The organism is Mucilaginibacter sp. (assembly GCF_965200995.1).
Lineage (GTDB): Bacteria > Bacteroidota > Bacteroidia > Sphingobacteriales > Sphingobacteriaceae > Mucilaginibacter.
In genome coordinates this window covers 3,166,297-3,187,688 of record NZ_OZ241743.1, presented here as the reverse complement: position 1 = coordinate 3,187,688, position 21,392 = coordinate 3,166,297, and the positions used below count along the sequence as shown (strand labels likewise).

The 21,392-nt window shown below is 45.4% G+C and carries 24 protein-coding genes; 10 read left to right on the top strand and 14 right to left on the bottom strand.

What is annotated here, in order from left to right; translation table 11 throughout:
- Positions 1-22 precede the first annotated feature (22 nt).
- The gene (locus ACY652_RS14865) at positions 23-1,462 is read left to right on the top strand and encodes a DUF5723 family protein (RefSeq protein WP_462265172.1); all 1,440 of its coding nucleotides are present in this window, start codon (positions 23-25) and stop codon (positions 1,460-1,462) included.
- Here ACY652_RS14865 and tsaB read toward each other — a convergent pair.
- The 4 genes from tsaB to rpmH are packed head-to-tail and all read right to left on the bottom strand — an operon-like array spanning position 1,459 to position 2,987.
- Positions 1,459-2,154, bottom strand: coding sequence for a tRNA (adenosine(37)-N6)-threonylcarbamoyltransferase complex dimerization subunit type 1 TsaB (gene tsaB / locus ACY652_RS14860; protein ID WP_462265171.1), 696 nt, complete (start codon positions 2,152-2,154; stop codon positions 1,459-1,461). The genes ACY652_RS14865 and tsaB overlap by 4 nt on opposite strands.
- Before the next feature lie 10 nt (positions 2,155-2,164).
- Positions 2,165-2,395 (bottom strand): membrane protein insertion efficiency factor YidD, encoded by a 231-nt coding sequence (gene yidD, locus ACY652_RS14855; protein WP_462265170.1) that lies wholly within the window; start codon positions 2,393-2,395, stop codon positions 2,165-2,167.
- Positions 2,395-2,823 carry a ribonuclease P protein component gene (gene rnpA / locus ACY652_RS14850; RefSeq protein WP_462265169.1) on the bottom strand — a complete coding sequence of 143 codons (429 nt, stop codon included), beginning with the start codon at positions 2,821-2,823 and terminating at the stop codon, positions 2,395-2,397. The genes yidD and rnpA overlap by 1 nt, the downstream gene beginning before the upstream one ends.
- A gap of 5 nt (positions 2,824-2,828) precedes the next feature.
- Positions 2,829-2,987: a 50S ribosomal protein L34 gene (rpmH, locus tag ACY652_RS14845; RefSeq protein ID WP_055133745.1), complete on the bottom strand. Its 159-nt coding sequence runs from the start codon at positions 2,985-2,987 to the stop codon at positions 2,829-2,831.
- Between the two features lie 127 nt (positions 2,988-3,114).
- Here rpmH and ACY652_RS14840 point away from each other — a divergent pair, with 127 nt between their 5' ends.
- On the top strand, positions 3,115-3,987 hold the full coding sequence (locus ACY652_RS14840; RefSeq protein ID WP_462265168.1) for a ChaN family lipoprotein: 873 nt from the start codon (positions 3,115-3,117) through the stop codon (positions 3,985-3,987).
- A 7-nt stretch (positions 3,988-3,994) separates the two neighbouring features.
- On the opposite strand, the gene mscL is transcribed toward ACY652_RS14840, so the two are convergent.
- Positions 3,995-4,393 (bottom strand): large conductance mechanosensitive channel protein MscL, encoded by a 399-nt coding sequence (mscL, locus tag ACY652_RS14835; RefSeq protein ID WP_462265167.1) that lies wholly within the window; start codon positions 4,391-4,393, stop codon positions 3,995-3,997.
- A gap of 172 nt (positions 4,394-4,565) precedes the next feature.
- On the opposite strand from mscL, the gene rpoN reads away from it, so the two are divergent.
- Positions 4,566-6,044: an RNA polymerase factor sigma-54 gene (rpoN, locus tag ACY652_RS14830; protein ID WP_462265166.1), complete on the top strand. Its 1,479-nt coding sequence runs from the start codon at positions 4,566-4,568 to the stop codon at positions 6,042-6,044.
- An 84-nt stretch (positions 6,045-6,128) separates the two neighbouring features.
- On the opposite strand, the gene ACY652_RS14825 is transcribed toward rpoN, so the two are convergent.
- Positions 6,129-6,407: a hypothetical protein gene (locus ACY652_RS14825; RefSeq protein WP_462265165.1), complete on the bottom strand. Its 279-nt coding sequence runs from the start codon at positions 6,405-6,407 to the stop codon at positions 6,129-6,131.
- Positions 6,408-6,497: 90 nt separating this feature from the next.
- Here ACY652_RS14825 and ACY652_RS14820 point away from each other — a divergent pair, with 90 nt between their 5' ends.
- Positions 6,498-7,169, top strand: coding sequence for an SOS response-associated peptidase (locus tag ACY652_RS14820; protein WP_462265164.1), 672 nt, complete (start codon positions 6,498-6,500; stop codon positions 7,167-7,169).
- Between the two features lie 281 nt (positions 7,170-7,450).
- Positions 7,451-9,331, top strand: coding sequence for a M1 family metallopeptidase (locus ACY652_RS14815; RefSeq protein WP_462265163.1), 1,881 nt, complete (start codon positions 7,451-7,453; stop codon positions 9,329-9,331).
- A gap of 105 nt (positions 9,332-9,436) precedes the next feature.
- Here ACY652_RS14815 and ACY652_RS14810 read toward each other — a convergent pair whose 3' ends face one another.
- Positions 9,437-9,856, bottom strand: a complete 420-nt coding sequence (locus tag ACY652_RS14810) for a YtxH domain-containing protein (protein WP_462265162.1) — start codon at positions 9,854-9,856, stop codon at positions 9,437-9,439.
- 99 nt (positions 9,857-9,955) lie between these two features.
- Complete coding sequence (locus ACY652_RS14805; RefSeq protein ID WP_462265161.1) at positions 9,956-11,830, bottom strand: PAS domain-containing sensor histidine kinase; 1,875 nt, start codon at positions 11,828-11,830, stop codon at positions 9,956-9,958.
- 221 nt (positions 11,831-12,051) lie between these two features.
- Between ACY652_RS14805 and ACY652_RS14800 the strand changes: the two genes are divergently transcribed.
- From ACY652_RS14800 to ACY652_RS14785, 4 genes are all read left to right on the top strand, one after another.
- Complete coding sequence (locus ACY652_RS14800) at positions 12,052-14,295, top strand: ATP-binding protein (protein ID WP_462265160.1); 2,244 nt, start codon at positions 12,052-12,054, stop codon at positions 14,293-14,295.
- Positions 14,282-14,698, top strand: coding sequence for a response regulator (locus tag ACY652_RS14795; protein ID WP_462265159.1), 417 nt, complete (start codon positions 14,282-14,284; stop codon positions 14,696-14,698). Before ACY652_RS14800 ends, ACY652_RS14795 begins: the two co-directional genes overlap by 14 nt.
- Before the next feature lie 67 nt (positions 14,699-14,765).
- Positions 14,766-15,125 (top strand): hypothetical protein, encoded by a 360-nt coding sequence (locus tag ACY652_RS14790; RefSeq protein WP_462265158.1) that lies wholly within the window; start codon positions 14,766-14,768, stop codon positions 15,123-15,125.
- 81 nt (positions 15,126-15,206) lie between these two features.
- Complete coding sequence (locus ACY652_RS14785) at positions 15,207-16,262, top strand: spore photoproduct lyase family protein (protein WP_462265157.1); 1,056 nt, start codon at positions 15,207-15,209, stop codon at positions 16,260-16,262.
- A 36-nt stretch (positions 16,263-16,298) separates the two neighbouring features.
- Here the strand turns inward: ACY652_RS14785 and ACY652_RS14780 are convergent, their stop codons facing one another.
- From ACY652_RS14780 to ACY652_RS14770, 3 genes are all read right to left on the bottom strand, one after another.
- Entirely contained in the window at positions 16,299-17,417 is a 1,119-nt protein-coding gene (locus tag ACY652_RS14780; RefSeq protein ID WP_462265156.1) for a PAS domain-containing protein, read from the bottom strand.
- Positions 17,418-17,577: 160 nt separating this feature from the next.
- Positions 17,578-17,823 (bottom strand): hypothetical protein, encoded by a 246-nt coding sequence (locus ACY652_RS14775; protein WP_462265155.1) that lies wholly within the window; start codon positions 17,821-17,823, stop codon positions 17,578-17,580.
- A 67-nt stretch (positions 17,824-17,890) separates the two neighbouring features.
- Positions 17,891-18,742, bottom strand: coding sequence for an MOSC domain-containing protein (locus tag ACY652_RS14770; protein ID WP_462265154.1), 852 nt, complete (start codon positions 18,740-18,742; stop codon positions 17,891-17,893).
- A 133-nt stretch (positions 18,743-18,875) separates the two neighbouring features.
- Here ACY652_RS14770 and ACY652_RS14765 point away from each other — a divergent pair, with 133 nt between their 5' ends.
- A complete protein-coding gene (locus ACY652_RS14765; RefSeq protein ID WP_462265153.1) occupies positions 18,876-18,998 on the top strand; it encodes a hypothetical protein in 123 nt (40 codons plus the stop codon).
- Positions 18,999-19,429: 431 nt separating this feature from the next.
- Here ACY652_RS14765 and ACY652_RS14760 read toward each other — a convergent pair whose 3' ends face one another.
- From ACY652_RS14760 to ACY652_RS14750, 3 genes are all read right to left on the bottom strand, one after another.
- Positions 19,430-19,945 carry a hypothetical protein gene (locus ACY652_RS14760; protein ID WP_462265152.1) on the bottom strand — a complete coding sequence of 172 codons (516 nt, stop codon included), beginning with the start codon at positions 19,943-19,945 and terminating at the stop codon, positions 19,430-19,432.
- A gap of 56 nt (positions 19,946-20,001) precedes the next feature.
- On the bottom strand, positions 20,002-20,505 hold the full coding sequence (locus ACY652_RS14755) for a hypothetical protein (RefSeq protein ID WP_462265151.1): 504 nt from the start codon (positions 20,503-20,505) through the stop codon (positions 20,002-20,004).
- Between the two features lie 123 nt (positions 20,506-20,628).
- Positions 20,629-21,267 (bottom strand): YIP1 family protein, encoded by a 639-nt coding sequence (locus ACY652_RS14750; protein WP_462265150.1) that lies wholly within the window; start codon positions 21,265-21,267, stop codon positions 20,629-20,631.
- Between the last annotated feature and the right edge of the window lie 125 nt (positions 21,268-21,392).

The window sequence follows — 21,392 nt, the reverse complement described above, 5'->3', positions numbered from 1 at the left end:
CATCAGTTGGACACTGGCATAAATGAACAGACTGTTACTTGTTTTCATCTTCATCTTTAGTATAACTACCGCGTACGCGCAGCGGTATTCGCAATACAATACCGGCACCTTGTATGACTCGTTTGAGAACCCCGCCCAACGCTCATTCATCCCCGATTCCAGCCGGATGTATGCCTCTAACTTTCTGATACCTAACTTTAACACTTACGCCTTACTTACCGGTAATGCACAAAGCACACTGTTACACCGCGCCTTTTTTAGCAATTACCGGGTTACTGATGCGCGGCTTATAGCCGGAAGCGGCACAAGCAACCATGCTGTTGCCAGTGCGAACAGCTATGCGCTGATGTTTAAAGTATTCACCAGCCTGAACGGCGACCAGGAGCTTGGGTTCTCTGCCCAGTCCCGCGCCGAAGGCCGGGGGGTAACCACTGATCAGCTGGTGTCGTTAGTGAGTGGCACCGGCACTTTTGAAAACAACCATGTTTACGAAAATGCGCTAAACTCAAAAATATATTATCAGGCCTATCACCAGTTCAGCTTGTCGTACCGCGAGCGGGTGAGCAAACAGTTTGCCATAGGCTTTAAACTGAGCGCCTTGCTGGGCATTGCTTATAAAAAATGGGACATCACACAATCCGCATTATCCTTTTCGAGTGAAAATAACATCAATATGTACCTGGCCGGAAAAATGCTTTCCAATTACATACCCGGGCAATCCACCGGGCATGATCTGGTACCAAATTTTCGTAATCCGGGCGCTGCAATCTCCATAGGAACCATGTTTCGTACCCATGATGGCTTTGTGCTGCAATGGAATGTAAAAGATTTAGGCTTTGTACACTGGAGTAAAGCATCACAAACCTACATTTTTAATAACGTTACAAGTGCAAGCCTGAATACCGGCACTTCAAGGGATGATCAAATTTACCAGGCGTTTAAAGGCGTAATACAGGATGCCCCTGTTACGGCTTCATTTACAACGCCTCTGCACGGCCGTGCAGAGGTAAGCGCAGGCCGTACTTTCTATTTATCTGACGATAAGGAAATTACTTATTTTCCCACTCTGATCGCAGCCAAGCAGTTTTATGATCATGGGATGGAAGGCGCACTGGTCAATCACCTCCGGTATCATAATACGGTGTTTACGCTCACGGGTATCTATAATGACCTGCGCACGTTCAGCCTCGGCACCCAACTCATGTACAAAACCCCGAATGTTGATTTTTACATTGGCAGCGATGCCCTGCTGCAAACCATTACTACCGCACGCCAGGCCGGTAAGAATGAGGATTTAGTTAACCACTACGCGCCTTACTCTGCAGCATCGGTATTTTTAGGCTTCAGCTTAAAATTTGGCAGCTTTATTGAACACCCCATGAATGCCAGTATGATCCCCATGGGCGAAAAAGGCTTTTTTGCCCGCCTGTACGGGCGGTTGTTTAAAGTAAAAAGTAATTAATTGCCCGGCTTCTTTATGCCCGCAATAAACTCTTTCAGGTAGTACGGTTCAAAGTAGGCTACATCCTCAAATTGTTGCCGGGCCAGCCTTTCTGTCGCTAAGGCGGTAAGCCCGGATGCGGAGTTCACAAAACCCGAAACAAACAAAGCGTTAGGCTGATGCTCCAGTACAGCCTTACATTTCTCTGCGCCATCGCCAAAAAACACAATGCGGTGCGTTGCCAGCTCCGCTGCAAAACTATCCCCGTCGATAACCTGAGCCGTTACCGGCTGTATCTGTTCGCCTGTTGTGGTGTATAAAGCGGTGTATACTTCCATCCGGCGGGCATCAATCATGGGGCAAAGCAGCGTATAGGGTGTGCACAGGTGCGGGTATTTAAGCGCAAAACCGGCAGCCATTGCCGCTAATGTGCCTACGGCGATAAGCGGCTTATCAGCGGCGTAACAAATACCCTTAGCCGTAGATACCCCTATGCGCAAGCCGGTATAAGAACCCGGCCCGCTGCTTATCACTACGGCATCCAGCATGGCATAAGTTTTACCTGCCGCCTGCATCACCTCCCGGATAAACAAGGTAATTACCTCGGCATGGCGGTTACGTTCGTTCAGCTCCTTTATGCGCAGCACTTCACCGTTTTCGGTAAGCGCAACGGAGCAGGAAGCAGTAGCGGTTTCTATCTGAAGCAATAACATGAGTAATAGATTAAGGAACAGGATCATGCCCGTGCCCGCCCCAGGGGTTGCAGCGGCCAATGCGTTTGAGTGTAAGCCAGCCTCCCTTAAAGGGGCCATACTTCTGAATAGCTTCTACCCCATATTGCGAGCACGTTGGCGTATACCGGCACGAGGCAGGCAACCACGGCGATATCAGGCGCTGATAAATTCTGATCAGCAGCAAAAAAATAGCGCCCAGCACTTTTTTAAATACCTGCATTATTTAGCCGGTTGGATAACAGCTTCCGCCAATTGCTGTAACAGCTTCTGCATCTTTTTTTGCATGAAAATGTAATCGGTAATCTCTTTGCCGATGTAATTTACAGAAAAAATAAGTTGCTTTTGCTGCTGCTGCAGTACCGGGTATAAAAACCGGGCTTTGTTAAGGCGGTACGCCTCGCGGGTACGGCGCTTAATGAGGTTACGGTCGGTAGCGTGCTTGTACCGTTTTTTGGCTACCGCGATCAGCACCTGCGCATTAACAGGAGCATTAACCGTTGCGTGGAGCCAGGTAATCCTGAACGGATAACACAAAAAAGAAGAACCGCTATGATAAAGCTCATCAATGAGCGATTTATTGCATAGCCGTTCTTCTTTTTTAAATGTATATTCCATTGCCGTCATCAGCTCCTGTGCAGGAGGAGGCAAAGAAATTAAGCCTTGTGGCGACGCTCGTCAGAAACAGAAAGTCTTTTTCTGCCTTTTGCGCGACGTGAGGCTAATACCCTGCGGCCATTAGCGGTTGCCATACGCTCGCGGAAACCGTGCTTATTTCTTCTTTTACGTTGAGAAGGCTGAAACGTTCTTTTCATGACTTATATGATCTTATTCGTGTACTTATCCTGAATTTGGAGCGCAAATGTACTATTATTAATTAAAACCACAAAGTGATTATTGCAGTAGTTTAACTGTAATTTCGTTTTGTTAATATTTCAATAAATGCAGTTAAAACACTACCTGCTGTTATTTTTAGCAGCCCTGCCCTGCTGCCTGGTGGCGCAACCCCACTACAAGCTGTACAGCGTAGCGGATAAAAAGACGGTTAGCCCGGCCGACATCATTAGCCGCATAAACCAGGCCGACATTCTGTTCTTCGGTGAAGAGCACAATGACACGGTTGGGCATCATATAGAACTCAAGCTATGGCAGCAACTGGCGGCACAATACCCGGCTAAGGCAGCCCTTAGTTTAGAAATGTTTGAAACCGACTGCCAGGAAGTACTTAATGAATACCTGAACGGGCGCATACCTGAAAAATACCTGTTCAGCGATGCCCGTGCCTGGCCTAATTACAAAACCGATTACAGCCCGATGGTAGAGGTGGCCAAAGCGGCACGCCTGCCGGTATTGGCGGCCAATGCACCGGGGCGGTACGTAAACATGGTAAACCGGCAGGGATTAGCTGCCCTGCAACTACTATCGCCGGTGGCTAAAGCGTTTCTGCCGCCGCTGCCGATAGACACCGCAGCCGGAGCTTATTACAACAAATTCAGCGAGTTGATGGGCGGGCATGGCAGCATGGGCGGTATGCAGCTTTACCAGGCGCAAAACGTGTGGGATGCCGCTATGGGGTGGTCATTAGCCCAATTTTATGCCGCACGCCCCGGCAGCAAAATCATGCACATCAACGGCGGTTTTCATAGTGAAGAAAAATTGGGCGTAGTGGCACAGTTAAAACAGTATGCGCCTAAACTAAAAGTGGTTACCATTGCCTGCTATGCCAGCCCGGACGAATTTAACCAACCGAACTGGCAAAAATATCTGAAGATGGCCGACTACATTATCATTACTGATTTTGCAGACCGGCAATAGGCAGCTGTTACGGCCGCTTTGCCAGCAGATCCCTGATCTCGGTTAGCAACACCTCCTCCTTGGTGGGCGGCACCGGCGCTAATTCGGGTTTGGGGCCGGCTTCGTCCTTTCTTTTGAACCGGTTAACGGCTTGTATGATTATAAACAGGGCAAAGGCAACAATCAGGAAAGAGATTACCTGCGATAGAAAGTTACCGTATTTGATAGCTGTGCCCGGCACCACCAGCTGACTAAGGTTAGACAAATGAGCCGCGCTCAGCGCCGGTGTGAGTATGGCGGGTGTCAGTATATCTTCTACCAGTGAGCTTACAATTTTTTGAAATGCGGCACCGATTACCACGGCTACAGCTAAATCAAGCACGTTGCCTTTTACTGCAAACTCCTTAAATTCCTTAACAAATCCCATAAATTCTCTTTATTAATGATGAACACCAATAAAGGTAAAATTTTTATTTGAACGGATTAAACCCGGCAGCCGCTGACACGTTTATAAGGGAGAAAAATCTTTACTTCAATTCAAAGGGCTTTACTTTTTATCTTAATGCAATTTGATGTATTTTTGGCCCTGTCAATCCATTATGCTTAAACAAAATCTTCAACAGAAACTTTTACAAAAACTTTCTCCGCAGCAAATTCAGTTCATTAAGCTTTTGCAGGTGCCCACCGTATCGCTGGATACCCGCATTAAGGAAGAACTGGAGGAGAACCCTGCGCTTGAAGATTTAAGCCTGGCTAACATGAACGAGCCGGAAGAGCAGTACCCCGACCGCGACCCGGACGAGGATTACAGCAGCAAAGAAGAAGAAAGCAGCGATTACGATGAATTTAACATTGATGATTACCTGCAGGATGACAATGTGAATGATTACGGCTCGCGTTATGACCAGAACGGTGATGACGAGGATGACCGCAAGGAAATGCCGATTGCCATTCAAAGCTCCTTCTTCGAGAGCCTGCAAAACCAGCTGGATCTGGTACCGCTTCCATCTGATAAAGAATACCTGATCGGGCAGCAGATTATCGGAAGCCTGGACGATGATGGTTACCTGCGCCGGCCCATTATGAATATTACCGATGACCTGGCATTCTCGCAAAACGTAATGGCCGAAGATGCAGACGTAGAAGAGATGCTGAAGGTAATTCAAAACTTCGACCCGGCAGGCGTAGGCGCACGTACGTTGCAGGAATGCCTGCTCATTCAACTGCGCAAAAAAGACACCACCGACCCTATAATCCGTAAGGCGATGCTGGTAGTGGAGGATTACCTGGACGAGTTTACCCGCAAGCATTACGACAAGCTGGAGCGGCAGCTCAGCATGAATTCGCTGGAGCTGCGGGCGGTAGTAAATGAAATATTAAAGCTGAACCCTAAACCCGGCGATACCAATGAGGTAAATTCCAAGCAGCAGCAGGTAATACCCGATTTTCACATTACCAATAACGATGGCGTACTTATATTAACCTTAAACGCCAAAAACGCTCCCGAACTGCGCGTAAGCCGCACTTATCAGGAAATGTTTGAGGATTATGACAAGGCCTCGCAGCGTAACCGGCAGATGAAGGAAGCAGTACAGTATATCAAGCAAAAGCTGGATTCGGCCAAGTGGTTTATTGATGCCATTAAGCAGCGGCAGCAAACGTTGCTGAAAACCATGAACGCCATTATGGTGTACCAGTATGATTTCTTTTTAACCGGCGATGAAAAGAACCTGCGCCCGATGATCCTGAAAGATATTGCCGACAAGATCGGGATGGATATCTCCACGGTATCGCGCGTAGCCAACTCTAAATACGTACAGACCGAACATGGCACCTTCCTGCTGAAATCGTTCTTCTCCGAAGCTATCCAGACCGAAAGCGGCGAAGAAGTATCAAATAAAGAGGTAAAGAAAATATTGGAGGAGTGCATAGGCGGCGAAGACAAACGCCACCCGTTGGCCGATGAAAAGCTGACCGACATCTTAAAAGAGCAGGGCTACAATATCGCCCGTCGCACCGTAGCCAAATACCGCGAGCAGATGAACATCCCGGTAGCAAGGCTGAGGAAAGAACTTTAGTTTGATGGAGTCAAGAATCAAGAGCCATGAGTTAAGACAGAAATTAATCCTATCACATCTTGCTTCCTGATTCTTGCTTCTCTCTTACAATCCGTCAATATATCCCTGTATTGCGGCGCCTATCTTTTCTACAATCTCTTCGTCGAGGCCGCCCTCCTGCTGCTCCCAGCACTCTACTTCCTGGCAGGTATGCACCAGCGTACAGATGTGCTCATTATTACCTACTACAATAAAACTGTCGTTACAGGGAATAACCAGCATATTGCTGAACTCACCATTATCATATAAATCGGCCTCAATATGAAAAGCCTCCTGCGGCTGTTCCTGTTCAAAGTCGAGGTCATCAAATTCTTCGTTGCTCATATTTATTTTACAATTCAAGTTGTGGCATGGTTTGCAATTTTAGCCGAAACAATAGTTTATTCGCGCCGATTATACTGTAAACCATTTAACATGTGCGCCCGCTATACCGCCACCCAAACTACCGAACAACTGTTGCAAAGCTTTGATGTAAAAACGATTGACCCTTTTCGGCCCGGCTATAATATTGCGCCTACTCGCGAGGCGCCGGTTATTATTGCCGAAGAACCCGACCGGATACAGGCTTTTCATTTTGGCCTGGTGCCGTTTTGGGCCGAGGATACCCGCATTGGCTCCAAATTGTTGAACGCCCGCAGCGAAACCCTGCTGGAACTGAAAACCTTTAAGCCACTGATGAAGCACCACAAACGTTGCCTGGTAATAGCCGATGGTTTTTATGAATGGAAAGCCACTACTACCGGTAAGCAGCCGTACCGCTTTACCTTAACTAACGGGGAACCATTTACATTTGCCGGCCTGTGGTCGCAGTGGAAGAACCCGCAAACGCAGCAGTATTATAACAGCTTCACCATTATCACCGGCAAACCTAACCAGCAGGTAGCCTCGCTGCATGACCGGATGCCTATTATGCTGCACCCCGAAGACCGCAAACTATGGCTGGCCGATGATGTGCCGTTAAGCGAACTGATGCAGCTTTGCAAGCCCTTTCCGGACGAGGAAATGAAGATGTACCCGGTATCAAAAGACGTAAATAAGGTAAGCAATGACCATGCAGGGTTGATATTGCCGGCTAATAGTAAGTGAGGGAAGATCTACGTTGGCAATACGGCTAATCTTATTTAACACTACTGTGGGTCATTGCGAGGAAGCCCCACCCAACCCTCCCCGGTAGGGAGGGCTACAAAATAAGCAAATCGAAAGTCTCCCCTCCCGGGGGAGATTCAGAGTGGGCCGATGCTTCGTACCTCGCAATGACGCTATTATATTTTTTGTCTAACTCTTTTCCTATCTATAACTCACAACCTTTAGTTTTGGGTTCTGCCCTTCCAAAATTATCGTTACTTTGGCGGTATATTTAAACGTTTATGCAATTCAAACATTTACTAACGGCTGCGGTGCTGCTGGGCGCCGCCCTGCAAACCCGGGCGCAAACTTTGTATATGCCCCGCGATATACAAAAGGCCTACAACAAGGGTACGCGCTCGCTTAACGGCAAGCCCGGCCCAAATTACTGGCAAAACACTGCTGAGTACGACATTAAGGTAACCGCCCTGCCGCCCGACCGTACCGTTACAGGTACCGAGCAGATTACCTACACCAACCACAGCCCCGATACGCTGAAGCGGCTGAACATGAAGCTGATACTGAACATACACCGCCCCGGTGCAGCCCGCTCCGGCCCGGCCAACCCCGACTACCTGACGCCGGGGATGCAGGTGGACAGTTTTATTGTTGATGGCAAGGCATTGAAATGGAACAATGCTACCGCTGCGGCAACCAACCAGTTTGTAGCATTGCCCAAGCCCTTGCTGCCCAATACATCGGTAAAACTAAACATCGCCTGGCATTACCAGATCTCACTGGAAAGCGGCCGTGAAGGAATGATCGACTCGACCACCTATTACCTGGCCTATTTCTATCCGCGTGTATCCGTTTACGATGATTATAACGGCTGGGACCGCATACCGTTTACAGACGGGCTGGAGTTTTACAATGATTTTAACAACTATAAGCTTAGCGTAACCGTACCCAAAAACTACCTGGTTTGGGCTACCGGCACCCTGCAGAATACCGATGCCGTATTGCAGCCCGAGTACGCTAAACGCCTGAAAAAATCATTCACCAGTGATTCTACCATCCATGTGGCTACTGCTGCCGATTTACAGCAGCATAACATTACCCGGCAAAACGCCACCAACACCTGGGTATGGACGGCAGATAACATTACCGACATGGCAGTAGGCATCAGCAACCATTATGTGTGGGATGCCGCCAGCGTAATTGTGGATAAAGCCACCAAACGCCGCGCCAGTATGCAGGCGGCATTTAAGGATGATGCCAATGATTTTCACCAGATGGTGCAGTTTGGCCGCAACTCGTTAAGCTGGCTTTCGGCCAATTGGCCGGGTGTGCCTTACCCCTTCCCCAAGATGACCTCGTTTCAGGGTTTTGCCGATATGGAATACCCCATGATGGTTAACGACAGTCATAACGACGATCCTCACTTTTCGCAGTTTGTGCAGGATCATGAAATTGCGCATACCTATTTCCCGTTCTATATGGGTATAAACGAAACGCACTACGGTTTTATGGATGAAGGCTGGGCCACAACCTTTGAAATCCTGATCGGCACCTCAGAAGTGGGCAAGCAAAAGGCTGAGGAGTTATATAAAATGTTCCGGGTGAATGGTTACATACATGACCCGTCGAGCTATGAAGATCTACCCATTATTACCCCTACCGACGAGTTAGGCCGTGGCGCAGGCAATAATGAATATGGCAAGCCATCCTTAAGTTACCTGGCCCTGAAAGATATGCTGGGCGATGCCCTGTTTAAAAAAGCGCTGCATACCTATATGGATAACTGGCATGGCAAGCATCCCATCCCATGGGATTACTTTAACTCCATGAGCAGCGGCTCCGGCCAAAACCTCAACTGGTTTTTCAATAACTGGTTCTTTACCAACAGTTATATTGATTTATCTGTTAATGGCGTAAAAAAAGTGAGTACCGGTTATGCGGTTGACATCAAGAATGTGGGCGGCTTTGCTGTTCCGTTCGATATAATTGTTAAGTATACCGATGGCACCTCAGAAACGAAGCATCAAACCCCGGCAATTTGGGCAGCCAACCAGAAACAAACTACGCTTAACATTTCCACCGGTAAAACGGTGGGTTCGGTTACTTTAGATGGCGGTATCTTTATGGATGCTACCGTTGCTGATAATACGTTTACTGTGAAGTAAATGATTAAGGCGGTTGTATATAATAGCTGTTAATTACAAATAAATATAAAACAGCAAAGCCCGGTAGTTTTACCGGGCTTTGCTGTTTTATGTTCAAATTACAGGTTATGCACCTTGTATTTGCGAGTTGGCGTCATTCGCCTTGCTTTTTACCTGTGCTTTGGCATCACCGTAAGCATCACTGGCTTTTGATTTTGCTTCGTCATAAGCATCAGTAGCTTCGCCTTTCAATTCGCTGTATTTTGATTTGGCAGCGCCGATGGCTTCGTCCTTATAATCATTAAAATCGCCTGAAATGCTGTTCAGTTTTGATTTGGCTTTATCGGCCACAGTGCTTCCATACTCTTTCAGGTCATCGGCAGTACTTTGTGCCTTTTCCTTTGCTTTTTCAAACAAATCGTTGATATAATCAGAGATATCCTCTCTCAATTCAGAACCACTTTCAGGAGCCAATAACAGGCCGATGGCTGCACCGGCGGCGGCACCCACTAAAAGTGCTGTAATAATTTTAGTTTGATCTTTCATGTTTGTTACTTGTTAGTAGATGATTTAATAAGTTAACAAGATCATAACAGTAGTGTTTAATTAATTTTTTATTTTTTGCATTTATCAGTCTTTGCCGGATTAAACATCCAGTTTGCTCACCGGAAGTTTGAAAAAAAAGATGGTTCCCTGTCCGCGCTCACTGTGCAGCCATATCTTCCCTTTGTGGCGTTTTATAATTTCGGCTGCAATAAAAAGGCCGATACCAAAACCCGAAAATGTCTGCTCGTTTTTACCTTCTACCCGGTAAAAGCGGTTAAATACCCGCTGCTGGTCATCTTCGCTGATGCCGATGCCGTAGTCCTGCACCGATACGGTTACCTCGTTTTGGTCACCCTTTACAGCAATATCAACCTGTTTGGCTGAAGGTGAATATTTAATGGCGTTGGTTAACAGGTTGGTTACTACCTGCGCAATGCGGTCTTTATCTGCAACAACAGGATAGCGATCATCTTCATGGTAGTTGATGGTGTGGTTGCCGCTGGTATGCTGTACTTCGTCCACGGCTTCCTTAACGGCGTCGTTAAGTACAAGATGATCAAGATTAAGGCTCAGCCTGCCGCTATCCATTTTAGAAACATCGAGCAGATCGGCTACCAGGCGGGTAAGCCTGCCCACCTGCTTGTTTACTGTGGTGAGTGATTTTTTTGTGAAATCATTTTCGTCGGCATGCTTTTGCTTGTTCAGGAGCAATTGCACATAGGCTTTGATAGAGGTAATAGGTGTTTTTAGCTCATGGCTGGCCATACCGATAAAATCGTTCTTTACCTGCTCATGTTCTTTCATCACCGTAATATCCATACCCGAACCGATATAGCCTTTAAATACGCTCTGCTCATTATAACGCGGCACCCCCTTCATGGCCACCCATCGGTATATACCTTCGGCATTTCTTATCCTGTACTCCAGGTAATATTCCGATTGCAGCAGGAAAGAACGGTTATAACATTGCACCAGCCGGTCTATATCATCAGGATGGATATGATCTTTCTGGCCGTTAACCCGGTAGTCGCTGATGGACTTTAAGCCTAAGAAATCCAAGAACTGCCGGTTTAAAAAAGATATTCTGTGATCTTTCCGGCTCATCCAGATGAGTACCGGAGCACTATCGGCAATCAGCCTGAACCGTTCCTGGCTGTCCTTTGCGGCCTGCTCGGCATTTTTGCGCTCCGTAATATCCATGCAGGAGCCTACGTAACCCGCAAACGTACCATCGGCCAGGTAGCGGGGCTTGCCGGTGGCGGCAATCCATATTAATTCTTTGCCCGTCCTTAGTATCCTGAAATCTACGCTGTAAGGCTCTTTATTTTTGAAGCGTTGTATATAGGTATTGATAACATGGTAACGGTCTTCGGGCAATACCGAGCGTATCCACCGACGGCCCAGGTGCGCCTTCAGCGGCTTACCTGTCCAGTCAATCCACGCCTGGTTTACAAACACCACCTGCCCGCGTGCATTAATCATCCATAGCGCCGTACCTGCCGCACTGATAATGTTTTGAAACATCATTTGCTGATCCGACAGTTGTAAATGCGCCTTTGCACGTGCGGTTACTTCTATTCCCCACAAGGTTACCCCATAAGTATGGCCGGCTTCGTTAGTAAGGGGCGTACAAGACCAATCGTAACATTTTAGGGCAGCAGTATCGTGTTGCGCTTTAACCATTACCGGCAAATCTGTAACCCGCCTGCTTTCACCGGTTTGGTAAACTTCATCCAGCTGTGTTAACATGCCTTGAACGCTTGCACCGGGCCATATACTTTGCAGGGGCTGATGCTTTATATCCTGCCTGTTGCAAAACTCCCCGAAATCATGATTAAAATAGGTGCACCGGTAATCCCCGCCGTGCAGTACGGCCAGCAACCCCGGCGCCTGCAGGTAGAAAGCCTCCATCTGCCGCTGCTGCGCAATGGTGAAATCTGATTCCTGCTTGTCCTCGTTGCGTTTGGTAAGCATAGGCCAATGTGATGGTAAGACGTATATGTTAATAACAGCAGGACAACAAAAAAGCGTAAAATATTTTACTCTACCTGGTTGTTTAAACGCCTGTTAATTAAATTAGCAACCGTACGCACTGTGCTGATATTAGCAATTTAAATATACAGCAATTTTACGTTAACCGCTTGTTATTTAAATTATATTTGAAATTTTAAAACTACCTGTTTCGATCCAACCTGATGAATGACTTTCAAGTAGATTTAACCAATTGCGACCGCGAGCCTATTCATATACCGGGCAAAGTACAGGCGCACGGCTTTTTAGTGGCTATTGATGATCAGCGTAATATTAAGTATGCAAGCGCTAATATTGAGCAGTATTTAGCTACCACCGCCCCTGCCCTGTTAGGCAAGCCGGTTGCCGGGTTAAAAGCGCTCATTGCAGATGACAGCAATTCCGACTTTATTACTCATTTACTGCAATTGGGCAGTAATGCCAAATCATTTGACCACATCAACCCCTATGTGGTTTCCCTTAACGGGCAAAACTATAACCTGATCATCAACTATGCAGACAACGGCTTTTTATTAGAGTTTGAGCCGGCCACATCCGACCTGAATTTCGACCTGCAGCGTGCGGTGGGCCGGTCGGTATCTGAAATGCTGAATGGCAAGTACCTGCAGGAGCTGATGAACAATGCGGCAACGCAGGTAAAAAACATTATTGAATACGACCGGGTAATGGTTTACAAATTTCTGGATGACGGGCATGGCCATGTTATTGCAGAAGCAGCCAACGACGACTTAGCGCCATTTTTAGGGTTACATTACCCGGCCACCGATATTCCGAAGCAGGCGCGCGAACTTTACAAGCAAAACTTAACCCGCCTGATTACCGATGTTAACGCCGAGCCTTCGCCAATATTAGCGTTAAGTATTAATGGCGAAGCCGGGCCGCTGAATTTGACCAACTCCGCGCTGCGTGCGGTTTCACCCATACATATACAATACCTCAAAAATATGGGTGTGGGTTCCAGCTTCAGTATATCTCTGATTTATCGCGATGAGCTATGGGGGCTGATTGCCTGCCATAACAATACGCCGCGGTTTATTGATTACAAAGCGCGGGAAGCCGCCAAGCTGGTAGGGCAAATCATTTCTTCGGCACTGGAGTTTAAGCAGGATGAGGAGAATGTTGACATTAGCGGGCAATTTCAGCAGGTGTATAATTCCCTTTCGGCCGGGCTGCGCAAAGGCGGCAATATAGGCGAAGTATTAACCAAAAATCAGCCATCCATACTCAATGCGGTACAGGCCACCGGTGCAGCGCTTTTATTTGAAGGCGGCATTACCCTGTTGGGTGAAACTCCGGAAGAAGCGCAATTGCTGGAACTGGCAGTATGGCTGAAAAGCCAGTTGGCAGATAAGATATTTTATACCCACCACCTGCCAGCCTTGTACCCATTAGCCAAAAACTACAGCGCCATAGCCAGCGGTTTGTTAGCCTGCTCACTGAGCAGCGAGATGGGCGAAATGATCATGTGGTTTAAGCCGGAGCAAATCACCAGTGTTAACTGGGCGGGCAACCCCGATAAACCGGTAGAAAAAGCGGAGAACGGCATGATGAACCTATCGCCGCGCCAGTCATTCGAGGTATGGACGGAAACGGTTAGGCATACTTCCAGCCGCTGGTCAAATGCCGAAATTGCTTCGGTATTACGCTTACGCGAGGAAGTAGTGTATGCTATTAACCGCCAGGCCAATGAGATACGCATACTCAATGAAAAGCTGAAACAGGCCTATGATGAGCTGGACACCTTCAGTTTTACCATCTCGCATGATTTGCGTACCCCGCTGTCTACCATCAAAAATTATTCGGAATTATTGATTGAAACCAACCCGAATCTTGATGCCGGCTCTAAGCGTATTGTTAACAAGGTAATCAGCGGTGCGGATAAGATGAATTTTCTGATCAAAGAGGTGTTAAACTATTCACAAATTGGCCGCGCGGAAATTGATTATGTTCCGATTGACATGGCCGCGTTACTGAATGACATTAAGCAGGATTTACTGGTTGCGCAAAAACCGGTGAATTTAACTTTTACCATACAGCAAACGCCAGACATAAAAGGCGACGAAACCATGATATCGCAGGTGTTTTCTAACTTGCTGAATAATGCAATTAAATACTCCGGCCGCAAACCTGATCCGGTAGTTACCGTAAACGGACAGGTAACCGATCATGAAGTGGTGTATACCATTAAAGATAATGGGGTGGGTATTGATGTAAATTATTACAACCGCATATTTGACCTGTTCAAACGTATGGACAATGTGCAGGATTATGAAGGTACAGGCGTAGGTTTGGCTATTGTAAAAAGAATTGTGGAAAAACACAACGGACGTATATGGCTGGAAAGTGAATTAGGAGTTGGCACGATATTTTATGTATCATTTACCAAATATGCTGATGCAAAAAGCTGATATTGTATATATTGAAGATAATCTTGATTTTTCGGAAATTGTAGAACGGGCGTTCAGTCAGGTAGATGAACAGGCACAATTAACGGTAATTGAGGACGGAAGAACTGCCTTGCAGCAAATTGAACAGATTGCTGACCGAAGAGATAAGCCCCGGATGATTTTGCTGGATATGAACCTGCCCGGTGTATCAGGGCTGGATATTCTGAAGAAGATTAAAGAAACGCCGTCTTTACGGTGTGTGCCGGTAATCATGTTCACTACCTCTGATAATCCAAAGGATATTAAAAGCTCATTGGAGAATGGCGCTAACGCCTATGTAACCAAGCCGATGGGCTACATAAATTTGGTGAACTGCCTGAAATCGATGCATGATTTCTGGCTGAAGACTGCTGTTTGCGCTTAATCAGGCAGGCTATTAACCTTTAAATATTTATCCTCCAACTCCCAAAGATTTCATATCAATCCGGACAATGAAAAATTACCTGCTAACGCTTATCCTGTTCTTCTCCGTGTTCAGCCTGGCACAGGCACAAACTAAAATAGAGGCAAAAGATGCGGCCAAACACCTGAACGAAGAGGTGATCATCTGTGATAAAGTATATAATACTAAATTTTTTACTGCTTCATCACTCACCCTGATGGACGTAGGCGGCCTTCACCCCAATGAACCGCTTACCCTGGTGATCAAGGCCGAAGACCGCAAGAAATTCAGCAACAGTCCGGATGAGTTTTATAAAGAAAAGATGGTTTGCATCACCGGGAAAGTGATTGAATTTAAGGGCAAACCAGAAATTATTATTACTGATCCTGCACAGTTAAAAGTGCAGTAAAATGACATGTTTTTTACGCTCAGTTACTGCCAAAACAAGGGTATGGCACGGTTATTAACCTATAGGGTTTTATAGCCGATTATGCACGAATTTAACCCGAAACAAATACTTTTTACGCCGGATGCTTTAAATGAGCAGGGCCGGAAACTGGCCGGTCAGTTTCCCGAAGCCACGCTTCAGCAGGTAAAGCAGCACAACCGTTTGCCCGAACTTGCAGATATGGCTCATTACAAAGCCAAGTCTGATGTACTGGTGCTGAGCCGGCTAAAATCACAGCAAATTAAATTCAGCGGCCGCAGTTCTGATTTTATTGCCCCAAGTTTAGCCAATGGTTGTTACGCGGGTTGTGCTTATTGTTATGTAGACCGACATAAGGCTATAAATCCCATTACTATTTTTACCAATGTGGATGAAATTATGGCTACGGTGAACAAGCATGTGATGAGTCAGCCCTGGCCCAGAGTGCCTAACCAAACTGATGCTGAATTTTATACCTATGACATTGGCTGCAATTCGGACATCGCTATTGATTACAGCATTTCAGACAGCATACAAAAGGCGTTTGATTTTTTCAAGCATCACGAGAGGGCTAAAGCTACCTTTGCCACCAAGTTTGTGAACCGGGATCTGCTCGGGTTCAACCCTGAACGCAAAGTGCGTATACGCTTTAGCCTGATGCCGGCTGAGGTGAGCCGGCTGGTAGATGTGCGTACTGATAGTATTGATAAACGCCTGCAGGCCATTAATGAGTTTTATGAAGCCGGTTACGATGTGCATGTTAATTTTTCGCCGGTAATAGTGTACGACCGGGTACGCGGCGTGGAAAGAGATTGGGAAGAAGATTACCGCGAATTGTTTCAGCAACTGAATGCGGCGGTTAGCCCGGCTGTTAAAGAGCAGATGGAATGCGAGGTAATATTTTTGACGCATAATCAGTTTCAGCACCAGGCCAACCTCAGTATTAACCCCAAAGCTGAAGAGTTACTGTGGCTGCCGGAATTGCAGGAAACCAAGCGCAGCAGCTTTGGCGGCATCAACATCCGGTACGAGCACCAGGCTAAAGCGCAGATGATTGATACCTTTATTAATATGCTCACCCAGGAAATACCCTGGTGCGGTATCAGGTATATATTTTAATTGCTTTAAGCTACGGCTTCAGGTACACTTTTCTGGCTATCCGTAAATAGTAGATTCGGCATCCTTTACAATACCACGAATTTTATAGTCAAGCTCATCAACAGCGGCGGCCATCATACTTACGTAAGTATGATCAGCCAGTACAGGTTCATCCTTAATCAGGTCAATAATGCCCATTAACGATGCTACCGGCCGCCGCAACTCATGCGACTGGAAAGTAGCTATACGCTGTAAAGCGGCATTTTGCTCATCTACCTGTGCAGCATGTTTTCTGGTTAAAGTAACATCAGTAGCGTTTATTGCTACGCCTATAACTTCGTCCTCTTCATTGCTTACCGGTGTAAAAAACACATCCAGCCAACAGGTAGCATCACCTGATTGTACCTGCCATTGTGTTTGATGCGCCAGGCCTGATATTGCACTGTTGAAATATGCCAGCAGGCGCTTTCCCCGCACCGGGCTTACGTAATTTAGCAGGGAAGTATTTAACTCAAGGGGCTGGCTGTTGCTGTTATAAGCATAGGCTTGTGCCGCTCTGTTAAAAGCCAATATCTGATAATGCTTGTTAAGCAGTATATGAATGTCTTTTGAACTGTTAAATACGGCGTTCAGCTTCATTGCGTATTGCTCAATATCATGCTTCTGCGCCTGGCAATTGTCATGCTGTTCAGCCAGGCTCCGTAAGCTCCAGTTGAGTTCCAACACGTTTACCGCCTGTTTGGCTAAGGTTTGCAACGAGGTTTGCTGCAGTTCATTTAAGGTGCCCGGCTTAACGTCCAGTACACAGATGGTACCTACGGCATGGCCATCATAAGTAGTTAAGGCAATACCGGCATAAAAACGCACATGCGGTTCATTAATTACCACAGGTAAGTTTGCAAACCGTTCATCGGCCAGGGTATCCGTTACCATCAGCAGGTTATCCTGCGCAATGGTTACATTACAAAAAGAAGACTCCCGCTCATTACAATCAATGATTACGCCCCGCTTCGCTTTAAACCACTGCATTTTATCATCAATCAGCGTAATCAAGGTTACAGGCATTTCACATATCTGACCAGCCAGCTGCGCTATATTGTCCAAATCATGACCAATACCATCGGTTAAAGATTTAAATCTGTTTACAGCCAGCAACCGCTGGTATTCATGATGCATAACTGTTTATTAAATTGGTAATAGGAGGCCAACTGGTAAAACGTTATACGGTGACAGGATAAATAAGTTGGAGAAATAAATAGATTATAATCCAAAAAAGGGAATCAAATTAAATAAGGTGTAACCCGCAATAAGTACTGCCTGGTTTAAGGTACTGCTGCTATTGCTGCTGCAGGTGCGCACCAATGGCAGCACCTAAGTGCTTAATCTGTACCTCATCAAACAATAAGGCAGCTGGTGCATGCGGCTCATATATCCAGACATTGTTTTCGTTGCAAAATATACAGCCGCAAGGCTCATTACAATAGCTAAGATCAAACACGTTGCTTTCATTCTCCCGGGGGGTTACCATAATAACCACCGGACGATCTTTCATCGGCACATCAATTTCAAAAGCATTTCTCATAAAACTAATAACCATTTTTAATAGTCATGGTTCTGCAACTACAGTACTTTTTTCGGTGCAGCGCTAATTAAGCCAGCGTATAAAGCGGTATATCCGCAGGCAGTTCCATAAAATCGGGCTTCAGGCTTTGTATATGAACCCCATCGCCAACCCTTATTTTTCCGCAGCCCGGGTGCAGCAGGTTTTGGCCGAAGTAAACTTTTTTGTTCCATTGCCGATAGGTAGCCAGCGTTTTGGCCGGCTCCTTACCAACACGGCCGGTTTGCTGGTCAATACCTATCATCACGCAGCGGGCGCAGGGCTTAACGCCATAAAAATCAATATGATTAATGGTGATATGTGCCATTTGGTCTTCCTGATGTGCATAACCGCCTGTAAAAATTAAATTGGGCCGGAACCGGTCTGCCCCTACCGGATCCGGCAATTGCTGATTTAAGTAGTCGATAGAAGCCTGCCCGATCAGCATGGTTGGATAAGCATCCGCAAAAGAAACCAGTTCTGCTTGCTTGGCATAACGTTCATCAACCGGCCTCAGGGCATCATCAGCCATATACACAAGCCGGCAGGCACAGTTTAACCTAGCTGAAAACCACCGGTCTGCTTCTGCATCTACTAATGTACCAGTACAAGTATCATCCCAAATGGTAACCGGCAGGCTTTTACCCATAGTGGCATTAAACCGTATGATTACACTGCTGCCATCCGGCATGTAAATTACCCTGAATCCGCCTGTTTCGGGCACAAGTTTGAAAAGAGCCATATTGGGGCTGGTTCGCTGAGAGAGAAACCGGCCTTGCTCATCCACCAGCATCCAGCGCCTGTCGTGCTTCAGGCCCCGGTTTGTTACTTCTGTTTCCTGCAGCGCAAGCCCGCCGAGTGACTTAACAGGATAAATATAAATTTCATTTAGCGTTAACATAGCAAAATATTATTCAACAAAACGTTTGCCCCAACCAGGTAAGCAGGTTTGAAACTAAGTTTCGGACTATAAAACGATTAATTTAAAGTTACTACCGGTAATTTTCATATCTTAGTGTCAGTAATTATTCAAAATGGCTGGTACTGAAGATAAACAAGCTCTTGTTGAGCATAAAGCTGATATCGTTTCGTTCGAATATGCAGTGCAGTTTCTTATATTACTTGCGGTGGGCCTGCTGGTTTTTTCTTTTTTATAGAGGTTTCTCCGAATGCTGAGCCTTTCTTCATTGCGTTCAGCCTTTGTTTCCAATTAAACATTAACTGTTTGATTCAATAGACTAAATGCTTATGGTACAGCAATAAATTACAAAGCCTTCCAACTTATCGTCAAAAGGCTTTGTATAAGTGATTCCGTTTGGATTCGAACCAAAGACCTACTGCTTAGAAGATAGAAGCATTTGCTCCGTTTGTAGCTGCAATAAGTCGATTTTTAGCCTTCTATGTACATCTGTGCAAGCTATGTGCAAACAGAGCAACCGATTAATAAATTAATGAACTTGATGTATAAATATACAGATTTGATAGCTGTTAAACAAGCATTAATACGGTTAATTGAAAGATATTAAGATTGCACATTTTCCATCCAACCCCTATTATACTATACCATGCGTTAAAAAAATGTGCAATGTCATCTATATAATGATTGCGTGTAAACCAGTTCGTTTTCTCTAACCCACTGCTTGGCTCTATCAATCACTAACTGCTCAATATTCTCTCTGGTTGCACCATCCCAATAATGTTGTGTGTCACTATAGTCAAGATCATCCCAGGCCCAATAAAGCAGGTAGAAATCGTAAACCACGTTATCACTGTCCCAATCCATGAATAAGTCTGCTAACGCTTTTAAATTGCTCCTAAGCTTCTCATTATATGTTAGATTCTTGACGTAATAGTAGCCACAACTTATAATAGCTGCTTTACCCATTTTGACTTGTAAACCTAGTTCTTCAATAGCATACCTCAGATACCTTACAGCTTCAAAATAGTTTACTGGCTGACTTAAACCAGCTAATATGAACAGGCTATCACTCTCATGACCCAATTCAATCATCTCCAATGCCCATTCCACATATTCAATTGGGTTAGTATAGGTAAATTCCTGATAGGCTACTACCTTATAACTTAAATCGCTGATTGGAAGCATTGATGAGAGGATTCATTAGTATAGATTATACCGTGTTATCAACTTTATAAGGGTAATCAATATTTGAAATTGGCCATCTCCAAGACACCTTCATCCTTCAGGTTGCTATCCTCACCTGCTGGCCTATCTACCCTTTTAAAGTTTAAACTACGTACAGCAATATTGTTGACCAGCTTTACATGCTTGGCTGAACTTCTGAACAGGTCATAGCTAAACGGAACTTCAGCCCATTCCAACGTATATTGATAAGCATCTACTACCCCACCAGCACTACTCGTCTTTATAATGATGATGTCATGAAAGGTTTCTACCTTATCTGTGAATGATACACCTTTATAAGTCGCAATGAACTTATAATAGCTATAGTTTCCCTTAACAGGTGCAAATAGCACCTCTGGTGAACGTCTTCCTTTTAAAGCCATCACTTCATCTGTAAAAGCATCAAGCACCTTATAGTTGAAGTCTGCCTTACTGACCTTACTGATAAGCTTATAGGATTTGGTTTGTGCGTTAACTGCAAACGTTAACACCAGCATTGCAACTGTTAGGAGTGGTTTCATCAGGTTAAGTTGTTAAAGGTATATTCATACAGGTACTTCAGTTAAATTAATTCAATCCAATAAGTCAGCAAATTATTACTTTATACCGGCTACAAAAACTTTGGATTGCTCTATTGTAAAGCCTTACCTGCTTGTTAGATAAGGAACAATAATGAATAGGGCCAATGGCAACGCTATCATGCCTATAGCCAATAGTACATTGATTACACTTTTTGTAATGGAATAGTGCTGTGCTACTGACAAGCCAGCAAAGACCAAAACAAAATAGTAGAAATTTAATGCATAGTTGATGTAGCGGTGAATTGCGATGATACCATAAGAAGTGTAATGCCAGCTTTGCATATACTGATAGTAATAGGTATTGTACTCAAAGCCAAGTAGCCTAAGCAATGCAATACCACAAATTGTAAGCCCGAGTGATACCAAGCAAGGCAGTGTGGCATAGGCAACGGTATTACTGATATCTGAGAAGTTTGCTTGACCTTTAAGCCATTTGCCAGTAAGGTAGACTAAGCCGGAAAACAATAATAATCCTAACCAGCCTGCCAGTGCGCCTATGAGGACTGATGATAAGAGGTTTGATAGTAAGTTATTGCGATGGTCAGACAGTTTGATAAAATTTCTGTTTAACACATTTACAATACCTGCTAAGACAAACAGGGTAGTATGGTAGTTATGCAGCTTAAAATAGTCGATAACAGTAAACGTTCTGATTGGGCTTCTCCAGAGGTTTGCGATGACGGTTCGGTAAACAGATTTCATTAGTCAAGGATAATATTTAGTATTACCATGCAATATACCTAGATCCGACACATTAATTAATAACCTCTACTTATAAGGGTAAATAGTAAAGTGTCGGAAAGTAATGTACCTTATAAAGCTATAGC